General features: G+C 66.4%; 17 protein-coding genes. 8 read left to right on the top strand and 9 right to left on the bottom strand.

What is annotated here, in order from left to right; genetic code table 11:
* Nucleotides 1-151 precede the first annotated feature (151 nt).
* The 4 genes from DZC52_RS05305 to purM all read right to left on the bottom strand — a co-directional run bounded on the left by DZC52_RS05305 (nucleotide 152) and on the right by purM (nucleotide 3,948).
* A complete protein-coding gene (locus DZC52_RS05305) occupies nucleotides 152-1,441 on the bottom strand; it encodes a M48 family metalloprotease (protein WP_116650083.1) in 1,290 nt (429 codons plus the stop codon).
* Nucleotides 1,442-1,540: 99 nt separating this feature from the next.
* Nucleotides 1,541-2,227, bottom strand: a complete 687-nt coding sequence (locus DZC52_RS05300) for a DUF3108 domain-containing protein (RefSeq protein ID WP_181918790.1) — start codon at nucleotides 2,225-2,227, stop codon at nucleotides 1,541-1,543.
* Nucleotides 2,217-2,915, bottom strand: a complete 699-nt coding sequence (gene purN / locus DZC52_RS05295; protein ID WP_116650081.1) for a phosphoribosylglycinamide formyltransferase — start codon at nucleotides 2,913-2,915, stop codon at nucleotides 2,217-2,219. Before purN ends, DZC52_RS05300 begins: the two co-directional genes overlap by 11 nt.
* Before the next feature lies 1 nt (nucleotide 2,916).
* Nucleotides 2,917-3,948, bottom strand: coding sequence for a phosphoribosylformylglycinamidine cyclo-ligase (gene purM, locus DZC52_RS05290; RefSeq protein ID WP_116650080.1), 1,032 nt, complete (start codon nucleotides 3,946-3,948; stop codon nucleotides 2,917-2,919).
* A gap of 165 nt (nucleotides 3,949-4,113) precedes the next feature.
* Here purM and DZC52_RS05285 point away from each other — a divergent pair, with 165 nt between their 5' ends.
* Genes DZC52_RS05285 through DZC52_RS05265 form a run of 5 tightly spaced genes read left to right on the top strand, consistent with a single transcriptional unit; the run spans nucleotide 4,114 to nucleotide 8,736 of the window.
* On the top strand, nucleotides 4,114-5,841 hold the full coding sequence (locus tag DZC52_RS05285) for an OPT family oligopeptide transporter (RefSeq protein WP_116650079.1): 1,728 nt from the start codon (nucleotides 4,114-4,116) through the stop codon (nucleotides 5,839-5,841).
* A complete protein-coding gene (locus tag DZC52_RS05280) occupies nucleotides 5,841-6,371 on the top strand; it encodes a hypothetical protein (RefSeq protein WP_116650078.1) in 531 nt (176 codons plus the stop codon). The genes DZC52_RS05285 and DZC52_RS05280 overlap by 1 nt, the downstream gene beginning before the upstream one ends.
* Nucleotides 6,372-6,426: 55 nt before the next feature.
* Nucleotides 6,427-7,467 (top strand): DUF2066 domain-containing protein, encoded by a 1,041-nt coding sequence (locus DZC52_RS05275; RefSeq protein ID WP_116650077.1) that lies wholly within the window; start codon nucleotides 6,427-6,429, stop codon nucleotides 7,465-7,467.
* Entirely contained in the window at nucleotides 7,464-8,045 is a 582-nt protein-coding gene (locus DZC52_RS05270) for a CDP-alcohol phosphatidyltransferase family protein (RefSeq protein WP_116650076.1), read from the top strand. Before DZC52_RS05275 ends, DZC52_RS05270 begins: the two co-directional genes overlap by 4 nt.
* A 10-nt stretch (nucleotides 8,046-8,055) precedes the next feature.
* Nucleotides 8,056-8,736 (top strand): hypothetical protein, encoded by a 681-nt coding sequence (locus DZC52_RS05265; protein WP_116650075.1) that lies wholly within the window; start codon nucleotides 8,056-8,058, stop codon nucleotides 8,734-8,736.
* Between the two features lie 19 nt (nucleotides 8,737-8,755).
* Here DZC52_RS05265 and asnB read toward each other — a convergent pair whose 3' ends face one another.
* Nucleotides 8,756-10,414 carry an asparagine synthase B gene (gene asnB / locus DZC52_RS05260; RefSeq protein WP_116650074.1) on the bottom strand — a complete coding sequence of 553 codons (1,659 nt, stop codon included), beginning with the start codon at nucleotides 10,412-10,414 and terminating at the stop codon, nucleotides 8,756-8,758.
* Between the two features lie 18 nt (nucleotides 10,415-10,432).
* Nucleotides 10,433-12,142, bottom strand: coding sequence for a hypothetical protein (locus tag DZC52_RS05255; RefSeq protein WP_116650073.1), 1,710 nt, complete (start codon nucleotides 12,140-12,142; stop codon nucleotides 10,433-10,435).
* Nucleotides 12,143-12,373: 231 nt separating this feature from the next.
* Here DZC52_RS05255 and DZC52_RS05250 point away from each other — a divergent pair, with 231 nt between their 5' ends.
* The gene (locus tag DZC52_RS05250) at nucleotides 12,374-13,969 is read left to right on the top strand and encodes an alkaline phosphatase family protein (RefSeq protein WP_116650072.1); all 1,596 of its coding nucleotides are present in this window, start codon (nucleotides 12,374-12,376) and stop codon (nucleotides 13,967-13,969) included.
* Here the strand turns inward: DZC52_RS05250 and murU are convergent.
* From murU to DZC52_RS05235, 3 genes are read right to left on the bottom strand one after another with little or no spacing between them, the layout of a single operon-like run.
* A complete protein-coding gene (murU, locus tag DZC52_RS05245) occupies nucleotides 13,942-14,613 on the bottom strand; it encodes an N-acetylmuramate alpha-1-phosphate uridylyltransferase MurU (protein ID WP_181918788.1) in 672 nt (223 codons plus the stop codon). The two genes, DZC52_RS05250 and murU, sit on opposite strands and share 28 nt — an antisense overlap.
* A gap of 2 nt (nucleotides 14,614-14,615) precedes the next feature.
* Nucleotides 14,616-15,605 carry an aminoglycoside phosphotransferase family protein gene (locus DZC52_RS05240; RefSeq protein ID WP_116650071.1) on the bottom strand — a complete coding sequence of 330 codons (990 nt, stop codon included), beginning with the start codon at nucleotides 15,603-15,605 and terminating at the stop codon, nucleotides 14,616-14,618.
* Entirely contained in the window at nucleotides 15,602-17,446 is a 1,845-nt protein-coding gene (locus DZC52_RS05235; RefSeq protein ID WP_116650070.1) for a glycosyltransferase family 2 protein, read from the bottom strand. The genes DZC52_RS05240 and DZC52_RS05235 overlap by 4 nt, the downstream gene beginning before the upstream one ends.
* Before the next feature lie 172 nt (nucleotides 17,447-17,618).
* Between DZC52_RS05235 and DZC52_RS05230 the strand changes: the two genes are divergently transcribed.
* Both DZC52_RS05230 and sufB read left to right on the top strand, forming a co-directional pair.
* Nucleotides 17,619-18,080 (top strand): SUF system Fe-S cluster assembly regulator, encoded by a 462-nt coding sequence (locus DZC52_RS05230; protein WP_116650069.1) that lies wholly within the window; start codon nucleotides 17,619-17,621, stop codon nucleotides 18,078-18,080.
* Nucleotides 18,077-19,522, top strand: a complete 1,446-nt coding sequence (gene sufB, locus DZC52_RS05225; protein ID WP_116650068.1) for a Fe-S cluster assembly protein SufB — start codon at nucleotides 18,077-18,079, stop codon at nucleotides 19,520-19,522. Before DZC52_RS05230 ends, sufB begins: the two co-directional genes overlap by 4 nt.
* The last annotated feature ends 78 nt before the right edge of the window (nucleotides 19,523-19,600 follow it).

Raw genomic sequence — 19,600 nt, 5'->3', positions numbered from 1 at the left:
GCTAGCAACGAGCAAGACACCAGCTCCTAGCCCCGGAATTGCCCTGTGTTCTCCGGAACCCTGAACCCCGAGCACCGAACCCCGTGTTTTTCCTGAAACCCGAAACCTGAAACCTGAAACCTGAAACCTTCTTTCCTGAACCCGGAAATGTCTACTGCTGCGCGGGTTCGGCGACGCCCATGTCGACCAGGTGCTGGCGGGCTTTCTGGCCGGCCGGCGTGTCGGACTGGGCCGCGGTCTTGTAGTGTTCGATCGCTTGTTGCCGGTTGCCGCTGGCGCGTTCGACGTTGCCCAGGTGGAGGTGGCCGTCGGCGGTCTGCAGCAGTTCCAGGCTGGCCTGCAGGTCGGCGCGGGCACCGGACCAGCGGCTACGTTCTTCGCGCACCATGCCGCGACGCAGGTGATGGTAGAACCACGTCGAGTCGCGCTGCAGCGCCTCGGTGAAGGCGCGCTCTGCGGCCCCGAAGTCCTTGCGCGTGGCCAGCGCGTCGCCGCGCAGGGCGTAGAAGAGCGCTTCGCCGTCCTCGATCGAGATCGCCTCTTCGGCCTTTCTCAGTGCTTCGTCGGCGTTGCCTTCCTGCAGGGCCTTGCGTCCTTGGTCATGCGCCTCATAAGCGGGCTGCAGACGCTGGAGATACGCCATTTGTTCCTGGTACTCCTCGCGCCCGATGCGGCCGCCGCGGCCGAGTTCGTCGGCCGTCTCCCGATTATTCTCGACGCGCTCGGGCGAAGGGGGATGTGAGGCAAACAGGCCGTTGAGCCAGCCTTGCTGGCGGTTTTCCGAAAGCCGCACGAAGGTCTCCTGGAGATCGACGGCGGCAGCCGGGTCGTAGCCGGCGCGCTTCATGTAGTGCATGCCGTAGTAGTCGGATTCCCGTTCGGCGTCGCGCGAGTAGCGCTGCTGGATGAGCTGTGCGCCGAGCATGCCGCCGAGCAGCGCGACCTGCGTGTACTGATCGTCTTCCGTTGCCGCGCCCACGGCGACGCTGCCCAGGATGACGGCGCCCTGGGCCAGCGCGGCGCGCGAAGCCGACTGGGCGCTGTGGCTGGCGGCGGCGTGAACCACTTCGTGGCCGAGCACGGCGGCGAGTTCCGCCTCCGACCCCAGCTCGGTCAGCAGGCCGCGGTTGACGGCGATCTTGCCCGCCGGCAGGGCCCAGGCGTTGGGCACCGAACTGTTGATGACCTGGAATTCATAGGGCAATTCGCGGTCGGCGTGCTGCGCGACACGCTGGCCCACCGACTGGACGTAGTCGACGACCGACCGGTCGATCACCAGGTCGCCGCCCTGGGCCTGGCGCATCGGCGCGTATTGCTGCTCGCCGACCTGCCGCTCCCAGTTTTCACCGTAGAGATTGAACTCGCGCTCGCCGGTCACCGGGTTGGTGGCGCAGCCGGCGAGAAGGAGAAGGACGGCGGTGATGCTGGCGAGACGTTGCATCGGGATCTCCGCGGTGAGTGTGGCCTCGATTATACGGTCGTGGCGCGCTTAGTTCCGAACGAAGCCGTGGGTCGGGGTCGCATCCCCGACCGACGGCCGTCAGCAACCGTTAAGGGGCAGGTCGGTGCTCAGAAGCCGGATATCCAGCTTGTCCTTGCCGTCCTCCTGGCGGAGGATGCGCACCGGCATCCAACTGAAGTCCTCGGCGTGCCAGGACAGGTTGTTCTTGTCCGAGCCGGGATCCTCGATGCGCCGGAGGCGGACGGTCTCGAAGCAGCCGGCGGGCAGATCCAGGGTTTCTTCTCCGTCGAATGTGTACTGCTTGTGCTTGACCTCGTTGCGGTCGAGCAGGGTGAAATCGTGCGTGTCCCGCCGGCGGGTCTCGTCGGCCAGGTTGGCGGCGAGCTGCAGGCGCAGGCTCAGCGGGTCGACCATGTTGTCGACCAGCTCGATCGTCTGCGAGCCTTCCTCGGTGCGCACCCTGGTCGTGCCCGCTTCCCAGTCGGTGCGGTGCTGGAAGTAGCGGTTGTTGGCCGGGGCGTGCTGGGCGTGATGGTAGGTCAACATCACGATGCGGTCGCCGCGCCAGACGAAGTGGGCGGCCTCTTCGGCCGACATGTTCAGGGCCCTGACCCACCAGGCCGTCGCGCGAGTGTCGGAACGGTAATGCCACACGCCGTTGTCGAGCTGCTCGAGGCTGACCGACAGCTCGCCCACTTTCTTGCCGTGGCGGAGCACTTCGTAGGTCGCCTCATGGGCGGGAATGGGAGGCGTGTCAGCCGCCATCGCCGCGCCAGTGCAGACGGCCGCCAGCATCCAGGTCGCGGCCAAGCTCCAGCGGACGATCAAGCGGCTTGTCGTCGATATGTATGCATTCATTGCGTAGTTCGACTCGGTGATTGAGCAAAAGTGCCAGCGTGGCCGGGTAGAGCTCGTGTTCCAGGGGCAGGAGCCGGTCGGCCAGGGTTTCGGCGGTGTCGTCGGCGCCGACCTCGATGGTCACGCGGCTCAGGACCGGTCCCGCGTCCAGGGTCGGCGTGACGAAGTGTACGCTCGCGCCGTGCTCGCGCTCTCCGGCGTCGAGGACGCGCTGGTGCGTGCGCAGGCCGCGATGGCGCGGCAGCAGGGACGGATGAATGTTGATCATGCGCCCGAGATGGCGTTCGACGAAGGGGGTGCCGAGCACCCGCATGAATCCGGCCAGCACGATGTAGTCCGGCGCGAAGCCGGCGATGGTCGTCGTGAGGCTGTCCTCGAATTCCTCGCGGGAGGCGAAGCGGCTGCGCTCGAGGCAGGCCGTGTCGATGCCGGCCGCCTCCGCGAGCGCCAGCCCGGCCGCCTGCGCCCGGTCGGAGACGACGCCGGCGATGCGGGCATCGAGCCGGCCGGCCCCGACGGCTTCGTGGATGGCCTTGAAGTTGCTGCCGCGGCCCGACAGCAGGACGACCAGGCGGGGCAGGTCGGCGGCCGGCACGTCAGAGATAGCGCACGCGGTCGCCGTCGCCGCGTGCAACGACGTGGCCGATCACCGGCGCCGGCTCTCCGAGCAGCTCGGTCACGCCCTCGGCGTCGTTCGCGGGCACGATCAGCGCGAAACCGATGCCCATGTTGAAGGTGCGGCGCATTTCGGCATCGCTGATGCCGCCGGTTTTCTGCAGCCATTCGAACACGCCCGGCACCCGCCAGGCGCGCGTGTCGATCTCCAACCCGAATTCATCGGGCAGGACGCGCACGATGTTCTCGGTCAACCCGCCGCCGGTGATGTGCGCCATGCCGCGGATATCGCGATTGCCGAGCAATTTGCGCACCGCGTCGACGTAGATGCGGGTCGGGGCGAGCAGGGCATCACCGAGGGTGACGTCGGCAAAGGGCGTGTCGAGCGGTTCGGCGCCGAGTTCGATGACCTTGCGGATCAGCGAATAGCCGTTGCTGTGCGGACCGCTGGAGGCCAGCCCGAGCACCACGCAGTCGGTGTCGATGGCCGACCCGTCGATGATGCGCTCGCGCTCGACCGCGCCGACGGCGAAGCCGGCCAGGTCGTACTCCCCCTCGCCGTACATGCCGGGCATTTCGGCCGTCTCGCCCCCGATCAGGGCGCAGCCGGCCTGCTTGCAGCCCTCTGCAATTCCGGACACCACGTCGGAGGCGGCATCGACGTCGAGCTTGCCGCAGGCGAAGTAATCGAGGAAGAAAAGCGGCTCGGCCCCGCAGACCAGGATGTCGTTGACGCACATCGCGACCAGGTCGATGCCGATGGTGTCGTGCCGGCCGAGCTGGCGGGCGAGCAGCAGCTTGGTGCCCACGCCGTCGGTGCCGGACACCAGCACCGGGTCGCGGTACTTCTCGCCCAGATGGAACAGGCCGCCGAAGCCGCCCAGGCCGCCGAGCACTTCCGGTCGGGAGGTGGCCGCCACCAGCGGTTTGATGCGGTCGACCAGGGCATTGCCGGCGTCGATGTCGACACCCGCATCGCGGTAGCTCAGGGACGGGGATTTGCGCTCGCTCATCGCGTGTCGCCGGGGTTGGGTGAATGAAAGGGCGTATTATGACGGATCGCGCACGCGACTGACACCGTCGTTGAGCCGCGGCCTCATATGCGCTAGGCTTGCCCGGCGCCGACGGGCGGGGACCTGTTGCCCGGCGGCCGCGTCCAGCAAGCGGAGAGAACGCCATTGAATTCGAAAGCTGAACCCGTCGTTCGCCACGGGCCCTATCCGGAACTGACCGTCACGGCCGTGCTGGTCGGCTACTTCCTCGGCGCCATCATCGCCGTTTCCATCGGCTACGCCGCGCTGATCCTCGGCTTCTCGATCGAGGGTTCCGAACTGGCCGCCATTCTCGGCTTCGCCATCCTGCGGGGGATTTTGCGGCGCAACTCCATCATCGAGAACAACATCGTCCAGACCGTCGCCAGCGCGGTCAACGGAGCCGCCTCGGGCCTGATGTTTTCGGTGCCCGCCTTCTTCATCCTGGGCGAGACGGACTTCGACCCGCTGCTGCTGACCTTCGGCTGCATCGCCGGCGCCTTCCTGGGCATCGCGTTCATCATCCCGCTCAGGAAACAGATGATCGACTACGAGCGCCTCACCTATCCGGGTGGCGTGGCCGTGGCCACCATCCTCAAGTCGCCGGGCGCGGGCATGAAGAAGGCGATGTATCTGATCGGCGCCGCGCTGTTCGCCGCCGGCATCCATGTCATCGTCCAGCTCAGCGGCACCAGCTATTACGATCTCGGCAGCCGGATCGGCATGCCCGAATACATGAACGGCGTTTGGTACCTGTCGCTGCTGACCGTCGGCGTGGGCTTCATCGCCGGGCGCGGCGGTGTGGCCTTCATCATCGGCGGTTTCTTGTGCTACTGGATCCTCTCGCCCTTCCTCAGCATCAGCGGCCTGATGCCGCTCAACCCCGAGACCGGGCAGGCCCTGAGCGATCCGGGCAACCTGCAGGGATTGCTCTACCGGCCGGTGGGTATCGGCATGCTCATCGGCGGGGCGGTCGCCGGTGTGTTGCTGGCATTGCCGCTGATCGTGACCGCCATCAAGAGCATGCAGAACGCCGCCAAGAGCGAGGCGGCGCTGGCGCGCGACGAGATGCCGATCAAGCTGCTTTACTTCGCCATCGCCGGCGCGACCCTTCTGCTGGTTTTCATGGCGGTCACCTCCACCGAGCAGACCGGCTGGGTGCGCGGCATCACCATGGGCGTGGTCGGCACGCTGTGGATCTGGATTGCCGGCGTGATCCTTTCGGAGGCCATCGGTCGCACCAACTGGTCGCCGCTGTCGGGGATGACGCTGATCGCCGTGACCATCATGATCTTCATTACCCGCGGGATGGACGACTCGTCCGCCATCATCGCCGCGATCATGGTGGGTGCGGCGGTCTGCGTGGCCATGAGCCAGGCCACCGACCTGATGCTCGACCTCAAGACCGGCTACCTGATCGGGGCCACGCCCCGGGTGCAGCAGATGGGTCAGTTCCTCGGCGCCTGGCTGGGACCGATCCTGATCGTGTCGCTGATCTTCATCCTGCACGAGGCTTACGGCCTGGGCAGCGACAAGCTGCCGGCGCCGCAGGGCCAGGCCCTGGCCAGCATGGTGTCGGGCATCCTCGGCGGCGACGTGCCGATCGACAAGTATCTCGCCGGCGCCGGCCTGGGCGCGCTGCTCAGCGTGGCCTCGCCGGGCCTGGGCATCACGGCCGGGCTGGGCTTCTATCTGCCGTTCGCCATCGTGTTGACCTATTCGCTCGGCACGCTGGCCCGCGTCATTACCGACTGGCGGCTGGGCCATCGATTCGCCGATGATGTCGGCATTCCGGTCGCCGCCGGCCTGATCGTCGGCGAGGCGCTGGTCGGCGTCGGTTTCGCCATGGCCAAGATCTACCAGGGGATGGGCTGATGAAGGCTTTCGCAATCTTTTTGATCACGGCCGGATTCATTCTCGGCGCCGTCTTCGCCGTGCTTTCGGTCGAAACCGTCGACTGGCTGCCCTACGGCCTTTCGCTGTTTCTCGGCTTCGCCGGCATCGTGCTTTTCCGCAAGGCGAAGTATGCCGGCGCCGCCGATGAGCATCACGTGGCCGGCAACATCGACACCCTCCAGACCTCGCTGGACAGTATCTGCCGCAATCTCGACGAATTGGTGGGGCGGCGCGAGAAAGTTCCGCCGCACGAGTTCCGCTTCGAGATCGACCGGCATTTCCGGAATGACCTGACCGCCTTCGCCGCCTCGCGCGAGTCGATGCAGCATGCCTTCGGGCTTCAGGCCTATGCCGACATCATGAGCGCCTTTGCCGCCGGCGAGCGCTACATCAACCGCGTCTGGACGGCTTCGGCCGACGGCTACGTGGACGAGGTGATGGCCTACCTGGAGAAAGCGCAGCGGCAGTTCGCCGAAGCCCGCGAAGCCTTCGCCGCACAGCGCGGTTGAGCCCGGCGCGTTCCGGTCAACTCCGAGCAAATCGCTGTGCTATCTTTGCGGCGTGATGCCTCGACTACTGCCATTTCTCGCCTGCTTCCTGCTGTTCGCCGCCCCGGCAGCGACGGCCTCCCTGTACACGGGTGAAGTCCCGGTCGAAACCGATGCGCGAACCAGCGCGGCCGAGCAGCTCGACGCCCTCGACCTGGTGCTGGCGCGCCTGACCGGCCGTTTCGGCAGCTCGCTGGTCGCCGAGCTTGGCCTGGGCGCCGGCGACCTGGACGACCTGGTGCTCTCGCAGCAGCTCGTGCGACGCAACGTGATCGATCCCGAAGGTGAACCGGACGAGTCGCTTCGACTGCAGGTGGACTTCGACGAGCCCTCGATCAACGAGCTGCTCGAGCGCAACGACTTGCCGCGCTGGGGCCGGGAGCGGCCGGCGGTGCTCCTTTGGGCGGTGATCGAGGACGATACGGGCACGCGTTTCGTCGAGGCGCCGCGCCTGGAGTACGTGATTCGTGACGAGGCGCGACGCGTGGGTCTGGATCTCGTCCGGCCCTTGCGCGACGCCATGGACCTCGGCGAGATCTCCCTGCAGGACGTTCGCGGCGGATTTCTCGGTTCAGCCGAGGCGAGTGCTCGGCGCTACGGCGCGGGCGTGGTTGCCATGCTGGATCTGCGCCTGCAGGAGAGCGACCCGGAGTCGCCGTGGTGGACGGGTCGATGGCGCTGGCGGGTCGAGGGCCAGGAATCCGGACTCAACCACAGTGGTGAAGATCCCGAGGGGCTGATCCGCAGCGGCATCGAGCGCCTGGCTTCGGCCCTGGCGGCCCGCTACGCGGTCGCCGACCTTGGCGGTGAGTCGTCCGCCTGGCTGGTCACGGTCGACGGTATCGTCGATGAGGTCCAATACGCCGAGGTGCTCGGTTACCTCGGCAATCTCAGCGTGGTCGACGATGTCCGCGTCGTCTCCGCCGCGGGTCGTCAGGTCACCTTCGAGGTCGTCGCCGGTGGACAGGACATCGAAACCTACCTCGGCCTGGGCGGACTGCTGGAGCTGGAGCGTCGCGGCGAGGACCGACACCTTCACTTCCGGTTTGCACGTTGAACCTCAGCTTTATCCCCAACTTGTTGACGATCGGCCGCATGGTGGTCGTGCCGCCCATCGTCTGGCTGCTGCTGACCGGCGAATACCAGTGGGCGCTGGCCCTGGCGGTTTTCGCCGGGGTATCCGACCTGCTCGACGGCTGGCTCGCGCGCCGCTTCTCCTGGCAGTCGCGCTGGGGCGGTATCTTCGATCCCCTGGCCGACAAGCTGCTCATGATGGCCAGCTACCTCACCCTGGGCTGGCTGGGTGAGTTGCCCTGGTGGCTGATCGGACTGGTCATCCTGCGCGATCTCGTCATCGTCGTTGGTGGCTACGTTTACTACACTCGTTTCGAGCGCTTTGAAGCCGAACCCACCCAGTTGTCGCGCTTCAATACCTTCTGCCAGGTCTTCCTGGTTTGGTTCGTGCTGGTTCGCCTGGCCGGGTTTCCGCTGCCGCCGGAAGCCCAGATCGGGCTGGTCTGGCTGGTCGCCGTCATGGCATTCCTGACACTGGTCCAGTACGTCTGGATCTGGTCGGGCAGGGCGGTCCGCGTCAGCCGCTCGCGTCGCGACGACGATCGGGGCTCCGACTCCTGAGGCCGTTGTCGTGAGCCGTGCCCAGCTGCCCCTGGCGCTCAAGCCGCCAAGACGACCGCGCTTCGATAACTTCATCGCCGGGCCCAATCAGGCGGTGGTGGCGACCTTGTCGCAGGGCCTCGAGCCGGGCGACTGGACCTTCCTGGCCGGGCCGCCGGGAACGGGCCGCACGCACCTGCTGGCCGCGTTCTTCGCCGACCGCTGCCGTCGCGGCGAGCGGGCGCACTACATCGCCCTCGGGAAACCCGAGCAACGGATGCTGCTCGAGCATGCCGACGGCGACTGGGTGGTGATCGACGACGTTGATCGGCTCGCCGGCGACGAAGCCGGCGAACTGGCCCTGTTCAATGCACTCAACCGCTGGCGCGCCGAACGCACGGGCGTGTTGATGAGCGGTGCGGGGCGAGATGGCTTCGAGTTGCCCGATTTGCGTTCGCGCCTGGGGCAGGCCACGCGCCTGACGCTAAGGCCGCTCGAAGAAGCGGAACTGGCCGACCTCGTGCGCAGCCTGGCGGCGGAGCACGAAGTGCTGCTGGGGCGCGGCGTGGTGGACTACATCCTCAGCCGTGCGCCGCGTAACGCCGGGCGCATGGCCGAACTGGCGGTCGCGGCCGCCCATCGCGCGCTGACCGAAAGGCGCACGCTCTCGGTGCCGCTGGTGCGCGATATCCTGCACGACCGCGCCGGCTGACCCGGCCGGTTGCAATCGTTCAATAGCTCTCGTTGTGAATCCCGCGCATGGCGCGGCCGGAGGGGTCGGCCATCTTCTCGAGCGTGGCATCCCAGGCCAGGGCTTCGGGCGTGGAGCAGGCCACCGAGGGTCCGCCGGGTACCGTGGCGGCCGCGGCCGGAGAGGGGAAGTGGCGTTCGAACAGGCGCCGATACAGGCAGGCTTCCTTCGTCGCCGGCGGGTTGAGCGGAAAGCGGCGTGCCGCCTCGGCCAGTTCGCGGTCGCTGACCTGCTGTTCGGCGAAAGCCTTGAGTGCATCGATCCAGCCGTAGCCGACGCCGTCGGAAAACTGTTCTTTCTGGCGCCAAAGGATCTCGTCGGGGAGCAGCCCCGCGCCGGCCTCGCGCAGGATGGCCTTCTCCGGCCGGCCGGGGCCGGCCATCTTGGCGGTCGGGTCGATCGACATGGCCGCATCCAGGAACTCCAGGTCGAGAAACGGCACCCGCGCTTCAACGCCCCAGGCGGCCATGGATTTGTTGGCGCGCAGGCAATCGAACTGGTGGAGCTTGTCGAGCTTGCGCACGGTTTCCTCGTGGAAAGCACGCGCATCGGGCGCCTTGTGAAAATACAGGTAGCCGCCGAAGATCTCGTCGGCGCCCTCGCCGGAGAGCACCATCTTGATGCCCATCGCCTTGATGCGGCGTGCGAGCAGGAACATCGGCGTCGACGCGCGCACCGTGGTGACGTCGTAGGTCTCGATATGGGCGATGACGTCGTCGAGCGCGTCGATGCCTTCCTGGACGCTGTAGTGGAATTCGTGGTGCTGGGTGCCGATCGCCGCGGCGGCGACCCGCGCGGCGGCCAGGTCGGGCGAGCCCTCCAGCCCGATCGCGAAGGAGTGCAGGCGCGGCCACCAGGCTTGTTCGGTGTCGTCGGACTCGACGCGGTGGTCGGCATAGCGTTTGGCGATGGCGGCGATCAGCGAGGAGTCCAGTCCGCCCGACAGCAGCACGCCGTAGGGAACGTCGCCCATCATCTGCCGGTGGACTGCATCCTCCAGCGATTGCCGCAACGCGGCGGGATCGGGCGGTCGGTTCGCATTCTCGAAGTCGCGCCAGGCCGGCTCGTGCCAGCGGCGGATCTCGCCGTCGGCGGAGTCGAGCAGGTGGCCGGGCGGAAAGATCTCGACTTGCCGGCACCACGGTTCGATCGCTTTCATCTCCGAGGCCACCCAGAGCATGCCGTCCTCGTCGCGGCCGTGGTAGAGCGGCATCACGCCCATGGGGTCGCGGGCGATGAGATACCGGTCGGCTTCTTCGTCGTAGAGGACGAAGGCGAAGATGCCGTTGAGCTTGTTCAGGAAATCGGCGCCGTGCCGGCGGTAGAGGGCCAGGATGACCTCGCAGTCCGAACCCGTCCGGAACGCATAGTCGCTGCATTCGGCGCGGAGCTGGCGGTGGTTGTAGATCTCGCCGTTGACTCCGAGTACCTGGTGCCCATCCGGGGACAGCAGGGGTTGGGACCCCGACTCGACGTCGACGATGGCGAGCCGCTCGTGGGCCACGATCGCCCGGTCGTTGACGTAGATGCCGCTCCAGTCGGGGCCTCGGTGGCGTTGCTTTCGCGAGGCCTTCAACGCAAGACCCCGCAGGCCGGTGCGGCCTGCGGGGATCTCGAAGAGCCCGAGAATCGAGCACATGGTGGTCGGTGTCCGGGGCTAGTCCTTGAGCGTCATCGTGCTGCGGAACTCGATGCCGCGCTCGGTCAGGTGCATGCTGGCGCGAGTGTACTCGTAGACCTCGCCCATGGCGCTCATGGCTTCGGACGGGTTGTTCATGGCGGGCTCCTCGCCCATCTCCTCGAACTTCTTCTGCATGTCTTCGAGCACGCCGCCGAGAATGTCGCCGTAGTTTTCGAAGTTGATGCCGTAGCTGAGGATGGCGTCGCCGCCTTCGCCGGGATCCATCGTCTCGCTGAGCTGGTCCTTCTGGTTCTCGCCAACGGCCAGGCCGAGGGCAGCGTCACCCAGGCCCATCCAGGCGGAAACGCCTTCGGGCATGTTGGGGATGACGCCGGCGGGCACCGGCTGTGGCTCGCCGCCCGGTTCGAGCTGCAGGGAGGCCAGCTCTGGCGAGAACATCTGGGCCATGCCCAGCATCATCTGCGGGTTTCGCATGAACAGGGCCAGGGAACCTTCGGCCGATTCGACTTGCGAGTTCTCGCCCATGGTCACGTCCTCGACGTTCAGCCGCAGGCCGTGGAAATTGGTCACCACCGGGGGAATCGGCTGGTTGAGGGCCAGCTGCCAGTCCTCGGCGTTCTCGCGAATGTTGTCGAAGAGCTGGCACTGCGGCGGCGCCTCGACCCAGCCGGCCACGATTTCGCGGGCAAAGTCGCGGGCGCCGACGATGTTGAGCGCCAGGCCGAATTCCAGCAGGCCCGCCTCGGCCTTCTCGAGGTCGACCGGCGTGTCGGCGATGACCTGCATGCGCTGGGCGAAGGACGGCTCGGTTTCGAGCGTCATGTCGAACGCCATGAAGGTCTCGCTGATGTCGGTGTAGCCCAGGCTGGCGCGCGGGAACAGGTTGACCAGGGCACCCAGCTCATTGCGGCAGACTTCGTTGCCGGCGATTTCGCCCAGCGGCGTGGACTCGCGCGCGGCCGCCAGAAGGGCGTCGTCGCTGTCGAGCAGCTGGTCGACCACCTTGCCGAAGTCGATGAAGCCGCTGCCGTAGGCGGTATAGCCGCGCTCGTCGGAGAAGCTCTCCAGGTCGGCGATGTCGTAGGCCGTGGTCGGCTGGTCCAGGTTGGCCACCCGGCGCAGCAGGGCAGCGTTGTCGGGCACGAAGGCGGCGGTGGCGAAGTTGTCGTCATAGGACAGCGCCAGGCCCAGTTCTTCCATGGGAATCCAGAGGATTTCGGCGTCCTCGACGCTGCGCCAGTTCGGCTCGGCGCCGCCTTCGCTGGCGATGCGTTCGATGGTGGCGCGGAAGGCCTCCGCATCGGACAGCTGCCAGTGCATGAAGGGATACATGGACACGGCGTGGATCGCCCAGTGGCCGTTGGGCTGCAGGCCGCGCTCCTCGAAGGCCTCGCGGCTGTCGATCTGGGCAAACTCGCGCAGCAGGGCGGCGACGACCGGCGCCTCGTCCATTTCTTCGGCCACGGCGGTGTAGGTCTGGCGATTGAGCTCCGACATCGAAGACAGCGGCGCCCAGAGCTTCTCGGCGAGCTCCTCGGGCATCGTCTCGACGTTGGCCATCAGCCAGGGGGTGTCGGCGTCGATGCGCTCGAACAGTGCAGAGGCGGCGTCGGCCTGCCCGCCACCGGAATCGGCAGCAGCCTGCGGCGCGGTTTCCGCTTCATCGCGGCCGCAGCCGGCGACGAGCAGGGTACAAAAGCCGATGACGGCAAACTTGCGGATCATGATCAGTTCCCTCCCGGGGATTTCGGTCGATTTGTGGTGCTAGTGTTATACAACACCAACACACTTGTCAAGCGGCGGCTGTTGTCCTGGTGTCTCTCGACGGGCACGTTGGACTCTCTCCGATGGCTGCCGGGGAGTGTATCCCGTCACACCTGACGGGTCCAATTGAGGTGGGATTGGAAGTTGGTTTTCGCAACCCGATCGTCATTCGGATGACTTAAACTGAAACAGATGAACAAGACGAATCTTTCCCTCTCGCTTTTCGGCCTTTTCGTCCTTTCAGCCTCCCTGATCGCCGCGGCCGCCCCGGCCGAGGAATCCCCGGCACGCTGGTACGAGGACGGAAAGACCCTGGTTGCCGAGCGTCGCGCCGCCCTCGACGAGCCCGGCGAGGCCCGCAACGTGATCCTGTTCGTAGGTGACGGCATGAGCCTGGCCACGGTGGCCGCCGCGCGCATCCTCGAAGGGCAGCTTCGCGGCGAGACCGGCGAGGAGAACCTGCTTTATTTCGAGCGGTTTCGCCACACCGGGCTGTCGAAGACCTACAACACCAACCAGCAGACGCCCGATTCGGCCGGCACCATGACCGCCATGGCCACCGGCGTGAAGAGCTTTGCCGGGGCGATCTCGGTGGATTCGGAGGCGGTGCGTGGCGACTGTGCTTCCATGGCCGGCCACGAGCGCGTCTCCCTGCTCGATCTCGCAGAACTCGGTGGATTGAAGACGGGCATCGTGACGACCACGCGCATAACGCACGCCACGCCGGCTACCCTTTTCTCGCGCTCGGTGGACCGCGAGTGGGAAACCGACCGCGGCATTCCGCCTTCGCAGCGCGATTCCGGCTGCCGAGATATCGCGCGCCAGCTCATCGAATACCGCCCGGGCAGCATCGATGTGGTTTTCGGCGGCGGCCGCCGGGCATTCCTGCCCTCCGACGAGACCGATCCGGAGGATCCCGACCAGCGCGGGCATCGTGGCGACGGGCGTAACCTGATCGCCGAATGGCAGGCCATGCACGAAAACGGCCGCTACGTCTGGAATCGCGAGGGCTTCGAGACGCTGCCGGATTTCGCCGACGGGCCGGTGTTGGGTCTGTTCCAACCCAGCCACATGAACTATGAGCACGACCGGCCGGACGATGTGGCCGGCGAACCCTCGATTGCCGAGATGACGGTCAAGAGCATCGAATTGCTCGAAGATTCCGAAAATGGCTATTTCATGCTGGTCGAAGGCGGTCGTATCGACCACGCCCACCACGCCAACAACGCCTGGCGCGCCCTGACCGACGCCGTCGCCTTCGCCGAGGCGGTGCAGGCCGCCGACGAGATGACCGGCGAGGACACGCTGATCATCGTCACCGCCGATCACGGCCATGCGTTGACTTTCGGCGGCTACGGCAAACGCGGCAATCCCATCGTCGGGCTGGCCGAGCGCCCGAAAGAGGACGGCAAGGGAGACGGCGGCCTGTTGCGCGACGAAAACGACAGGCCGATGACGGTGCTCGGTTACGCCAACGGCCCGGGTTACCGTGACGGCGAGCGGCCGGACTTCGACGAGATCGATCCCCGTGATCCCGACTACCTGCAGGAATCGGCCGTGGGCCTGTGGTCGGGAACGCACTCGGGCGAGGACGTGCCCGTTTACGCCCAGGGTCCCGGTGCCGGTGTCATCCATGGCGTATTCGAGCAGAACGCGATCTTTCATGCCATCGTGCAGGCCGTCGCGCCCCTGCGCGAAACGGCCGCTTCACTGGCCGGCGAAGACGGCTTGCCCGATGTCGGAAAGCTGAACTGCCGCGTTCAGTCGTCGTCGGCCACCGACTGCTGAGCCTCGGCCAGGCGCTCGGGTGTGCCGATATCGGCCCAGATGCCGCTATAGCGCTCGCCGCCCACCCGGCCTTCTGCGATAGCCTCCTCGAGCACCGGGCGTAGCGCCCGGCGCCCGGGCGACAGGCCGGCGAACAGCACCGGGTCGAACACCGCGATGCCGCTGTAGGTCAGCCGCTGGGCACCGCCGGCGCGAACTCGTCCTGCATCGAGCGAGAAGTCGCCCGAAGGATGGTGTGGCGGGTTGTCGACCAGCACGAGGTGTGCCGGGTCGGTGATGTCGATTTCGAGGGCGCGTTCGAAAGGATAGTCGGTGAGTACATCCGCGCTGACGGCCAGGAAGGGTGCGTCGCCGAGCATGGACAGGGCCTGCACGATGCCGCCGGCCGTCTCGAGCGCGCCGGGCGGTTCCTGCGAGTAGCGGATGTCGAGCCCGAAAGCCTCGCCCCGGCCCAGATGTCGGGCGATCTGTTCGCCAAGCCAGGCCAGGTTGATCACCACTTCCTCGAAACCGGCCGCCGCCAGCCGCTCCAGGTGACGGACGATCAGCGGTTTGCCGCCGACTTCGATCAGCGGTTTCGGGGTCGTGTCGGTCAGCGGTTTCAGCCGCTCGCCGCGGCCGGCCGCCAGGATCATGGCGCGCATGTTCACACCACCCGACGCTGTCGCCAGCTTTCGAGCAAACGGTCAAGCTCGTCCAGTTCCGGATTGCGCGCCATGGACTGTTCCAGGTAGGCGAAGAAGCGCGGCGCGTCTTCGAGATACTTGGGTTTGCCGTCGCGGTAGCGGATGCGCGCGAAGATGCCGATGACCTTGAGGTGGCGGTGGACGCCCATGAAGTCGCAGGTGCGGCGCCAGAGGTCGGGATCTTCGGGCGCGGGCAAGCCGGCGGCGACGGCCTTGCGCCGGTAGTCCTCCAGCCAGGCATCGACGCGTTCGTTCGGCCAGCTCAGGAAGGCATCGCGGTAGAGGCAGACCGGGTCGTAGCTGATCGGCCCGCGAACCGCGTCCTGGAAGTCGATGATGCCGGGATTGGGGTCGGCCACCATCAGGTTGCGCGGCATGTAATCGCGGTGGCAGAACACCTGCGGCTGGTCCAGGGCCCAGCGGATCAGCGTCGCGCAGACCAGGTCCCAGGCGTCGAGTTCGCCGTCGGTGGCCTCGACCCGCCAGTGGCGCTCGAGAAACCAGTCGGGAAACAGCGCCAGTTCGCGCATCAGCAGCGCGGGGTCGTAGTCCGGGAGTCCTGTCGTGTCGGCCTCGCGCTGGAAGCGGATCAGGGCCTCGACGGCATCACCGAACAGCTCGTCGGCATTGTCCTCGTCGAGCACGTGGTGGAAGGGCCGAGATCCCAGGTCCTCGAGCAGAACCAGGCCTTGGCCGGGATCGTGGGCCTGAATCTCCGGAACGTGCACGCCGGTGCTCGCGAGCCGGGCGGCGACATCGACGAAGGTCCCGGTGTCTTCGTGCTCGGGTGGGGCGTCCATGACCACCCGAGTGTCGTCGCCGCGATGCAGGCGAAAGTAGCGCCGGAAACTGGCGTCGCTGGAGATGGCTTCGCTGTCCCAGTCGTTCCAGCCGAGCGCTTTTGCGGCCCAGGTCTCGGCGATTCGCCTTCGTTCGTCTTGCGGGCTCAAGAGCCACCCTCCAGCAGGTTGTCGATGCCTGTCTTTCGGCAATGCTCCCAGCCGGCCGTCCAGTCGGGCAGGGCGTCGGTGTAGTGGCGCAGGAAGCCTGGCAGTTGTTCGGCGATTTCGACCAGTCGCCGATCCTGTGCCTCCTCGACTTGCCCGTGACGCTCGATCACGCGCGCGAAGTCGCGGTCCAGCCAGGGTGGCGGCTCGAGCGCTTCGCGTACCGAGGTGACCCGCTCGATCATCTGCGAGCGGACCTCGAGCAATTCCTGCCGGAGCTGCCAGGCGATCTCGTCGCGGCCGGCCTGCGCCAGCCCTTTCAGTGCGCCGGCCAGCAGGTTAACGCGCGATCTGGTGTCCCCTTGCGGCAGGCGGGAACGCAGCGATTCGACCTTCGCTGTCAGGAACGCGCCGCGGTTGACGCCCCGCGGCTCATCGACGTCCGAAGCTTGCCATCGTCTCGGTTCCGGGCGCATGTGGAAGAGCATATGCGGCAGGTTGGCCTGCAGGCTGCCGGGGTGGAGAAAGTCCACCAGTGCGCCGAACAAGAGGTCTTCGTTGGCGCCTCTTGGCTGGGTTGGCAAGAGCAGGTCGCGGTTGTCGATGCCGGTCAAGGTCGTGGTCATCAGGGCATAGGCCGTGGTGACTTCCGGTCGGGCCGTGGCGCGGGCCACGCGGCGTTGCTCGATCAGTCTCCGGTAGCGATCTTCGCTCTCGCACAAGGGCTCGAGATGTTCGGGGCGTTCGTCGAAAAGCCACTGCAGGCCGGCGGTGCCCGGGTCGCCCAGCGTTCCGCTGCTCGTCAGGCGTATGCGGCTGGCGCCGGACAGTTCCGACAGCAATTGGGGGTCGAGGTCGTCGAGCAGCCCGGCGATGTCGTCGCCGGCCAGTTCGCCCAGCCGGCGAGTGCCCGCGCCGAGCAGGTGAGCGTGCAGCGCCAGCGGGTGCCCATCGACGGCGTTGAACCGCTCGCCCGGAAGGTCTTCGTCGGGCTCCGGGAATTGCAGGCGAGCCGACTGCTGCCGGCGGAAGGCCGGTCGTTCGTCGCTGCCGGGCAGTTCGAAGGCGTCGAGCGTGGCGTCGTCGTCGATCAAGGCAATCAGCTTGCCGGCGCCGAGCAGCAGTGCAAAGTTGAGACTGGCTCCATAGGAGGTCTCCGGGCTTTCCGGGTCGCCCTCGATACACCAGCGCAGCCGCGCGGGTTCTGCGCCGGCCTCGCGAGCAATCCGGTCGAGTATGCCCTGTCGCCTGGTTTGATCGACGAGCGTCAAAGCACAGGGAAACCCGTCGCGGTGACTTTCGACCACCGCGCGCGTCGCTCGGCGGCCTTCGGGATCGGCATCGTCGTCCAGGACGACCACTCGTTCCAGGCCATCCGGTAGCGGTCGTCGCGCCAGGCTGGCCAGCAAGCGATCGAGCGTTTCGGGCCGCTGGCAGGTTCGGATGAACAGGCAGCTGATCGAGTCGTTCGCGGGCCCGGCGCTTGCGTTCGCCGAGGCCTGCAGCCGCTGGAGGGCCTCTTCCTCGGTCAGCAGGAGTTGCCGCCGAACCAGTTCCTCGAGCGCCTGGCGGACGGCTCCGGTCTGCTGGGGCGGTACGCGCAAGGCTCGGGCGATTTCCCGGGAGTGTTCTTCCAGGCTGCGAAAGCGGTTGCACTGACCGAAGACCTGCACCAGCTGTACCGGCACGCGTCGGATCGCCGCATCGCCTTGAATCAGCAGCAAGGCCTGGCCCGAATCGGCCATGCGCGCATCAAATGGGGGCGCGAGATAACGCGGGGCGTCGGTGCCTGAGGATGTGCCGGCGCTCAGCGGCATGGAGAAACTGAAGCTGTCGTTGCTCACGGCGTTCCAATCGGTCGATTCACGCCGAAGAGTGTAGCAGTCTGGCAGTCTTTCGCCCCCGGCGATACAGCGGCCGTGGGGCCGGCTCGTCGAGTAATTAATACCAAATCGGTCTTGTTTCGAGGTCCTTCCGACGCCATAATTAACAAGAGCTTTCGACGGGGCGCGAAAAATGCTTCGAATCAGCAAATTGACGGACTACGCCACGGTGCTCCTGGCGGCTCTCGCGCATCGCCCCGACGAGTGCGTTCCTGCCAGCCGACTGGCCGAACTGACCAAGCTGGAGACGCCGACGGTGGCCAAGGTGCTCAAGACCCTGGCGCGCTCCGGCCTGGTCACTTCGGTGCGCGGTGTCAACGGCGGTTACAAGCTCGCCGAGCCGCCCGAAGAGATTTCCGTGGCCGGCATCGTCAGCGCCATGGAAGGGCCCATCGCCCTGACCGAATGCGGGCTCGAGCCGGGCCTTTGCTCGCACGAGTCCGACTGCAGTCTCCGCGGCAACTGGCAGAAGATCGGCCGGGCCGTCGAGAGTGCGCTGGCCGGCCTGAGTCTCGCCGACCTGGCCGAGCCGTCCTCGCGCCGAATCGCCATCCGCGCGGAAGTCGCGGCCTCATCGCAACGGGAAATGTCATGAGTCAGACCACCGAACAGGTGCAGGAATACATCCAGCAGCGCTACAAGGCGGGTTTCTACACCGACATCGACGAGGATCGGGTACCCGCCGGCCTGAACGAAGAGATCATCGCCATGATCTCGGCGAAGAAGAACGAGCCCGAGTGGCTGCTGGAGTGGCGCCTGAAAGCCTTTCACCAGTGGAAGAAGATGGTCGGGCCCAACTGGGCGCACCTGAAGCTGCCGCCGATCGACTTCCAGAAGATTCACTACTACGCCGCGCCCAAGCAGGAAAACCGGCCCAAGAGCCTCGACGAGGTCGATCCGAAACTGCTCGAGACCTTCGACAAGCTCGGCGTGCCGCTGCACGAGCGTGAGCGCCTGGCCGGCGTGGCCGTCGATGCCGTGTTCGATTCGGTGTCGGTCGGCACGACCTTTCAGAAGGAACTCAAGGAAGCCGGCGTCATCTTCTGCAGCTTCTCCGAAGCCGTGCAGGAATACCCCGACCTGGTGCGCGAGTACCTGGGCTCGGTCGTTCCGCACACCGACAATTACTTTGCCGCGCTCAATTCGGCCGTGTTCACCGACGGGTCCTTCGTCTACATCCCGAAGGACACGCGCTGCCCGATGGAGCTTTCGACCTATTTCCGCATCAACGCCCGCGACACGGGCCAGTTCGAGCGCACGCTCATCATTGCCGAGCCCGGCAGCCAGGTGAGCTATCTCGAAGGCTGCACCGCCCCGATGCGCGACGAGAACCAGCTGCACGCCGCGGTCGTCGAGCTGGTGGCCAAGGAACGCGCCCACATCAAGTACTCGACCGTCCAGAACTGGTACCCGGGCGACGAGAACGGCGTCGGCGGCATCTACAACTTCGTGACCAAGCGCGGCGACTGCCGCGAGGATGACTCGCGCATCACCTGGACGCAGGTCGAAACGGGCTCGGCCATTACCTGGAAGTACCCGTCGTGCATCCTGCGCGGCGATCGCTCGGCCGGCGAGTTCTATTCGGTCGCGCTGACGCGCAACTACCAGCAGGCCGACACCGGCACCAAGATGATCCACCTGGGCAAGAACACCACCAGCAAGATCATCGCCAAGGGTATCTCGGCCGGTAACAGCAACAACAGCTACCGCGGCCTGGTGCGCATGGCCAAGCGCGCCGAGAACGCGCGCAACTACACCCAGTGCGACAGCCTGCTGATCGGCAAGACCTGCGGGGCACACACCTTCCCCTACATCGAGTCGTTCAACCCCACGGCCAAGGTCGAGCACGAAGCGACCACCTCGCGCATCGGCGAAGACCAGCTCTTCTACTGCCGCTCGCGCGGCCTGGACGAGGAAGACTCGGTGGCCCTGATCGTCGACGGCTTCTGCAAGGAGGTCTTCAAGGAACTGCCGATGGAATTTGCGGTGGAAGCGAAGGCGCTGCTGGAGATCAGCCTGGAAGGCGCGGTCGGCTAGTGAACGAGGTTTCAGGGACGGCATTGTTTTACGTGATTTGCCGCCTGAGGTCCGAAAGGCCTGCCCTGAAACCTGAAA

This window comes from Wenzhouxiangella sediminis (genome assembly GCF_003410055.1).
GTDB classification, from domain to species: domain Bacteria; phylum Pseudomonadota; class Gammaproteobacteria; order Xanthomonadales; family Wenzhouxiangellaceae; genus Wenzhouxiangella; species Wenzhouxiangella sediminis.
This window is presented reverse-complemented; position numbering and strand designations above follow the sequence as displayed.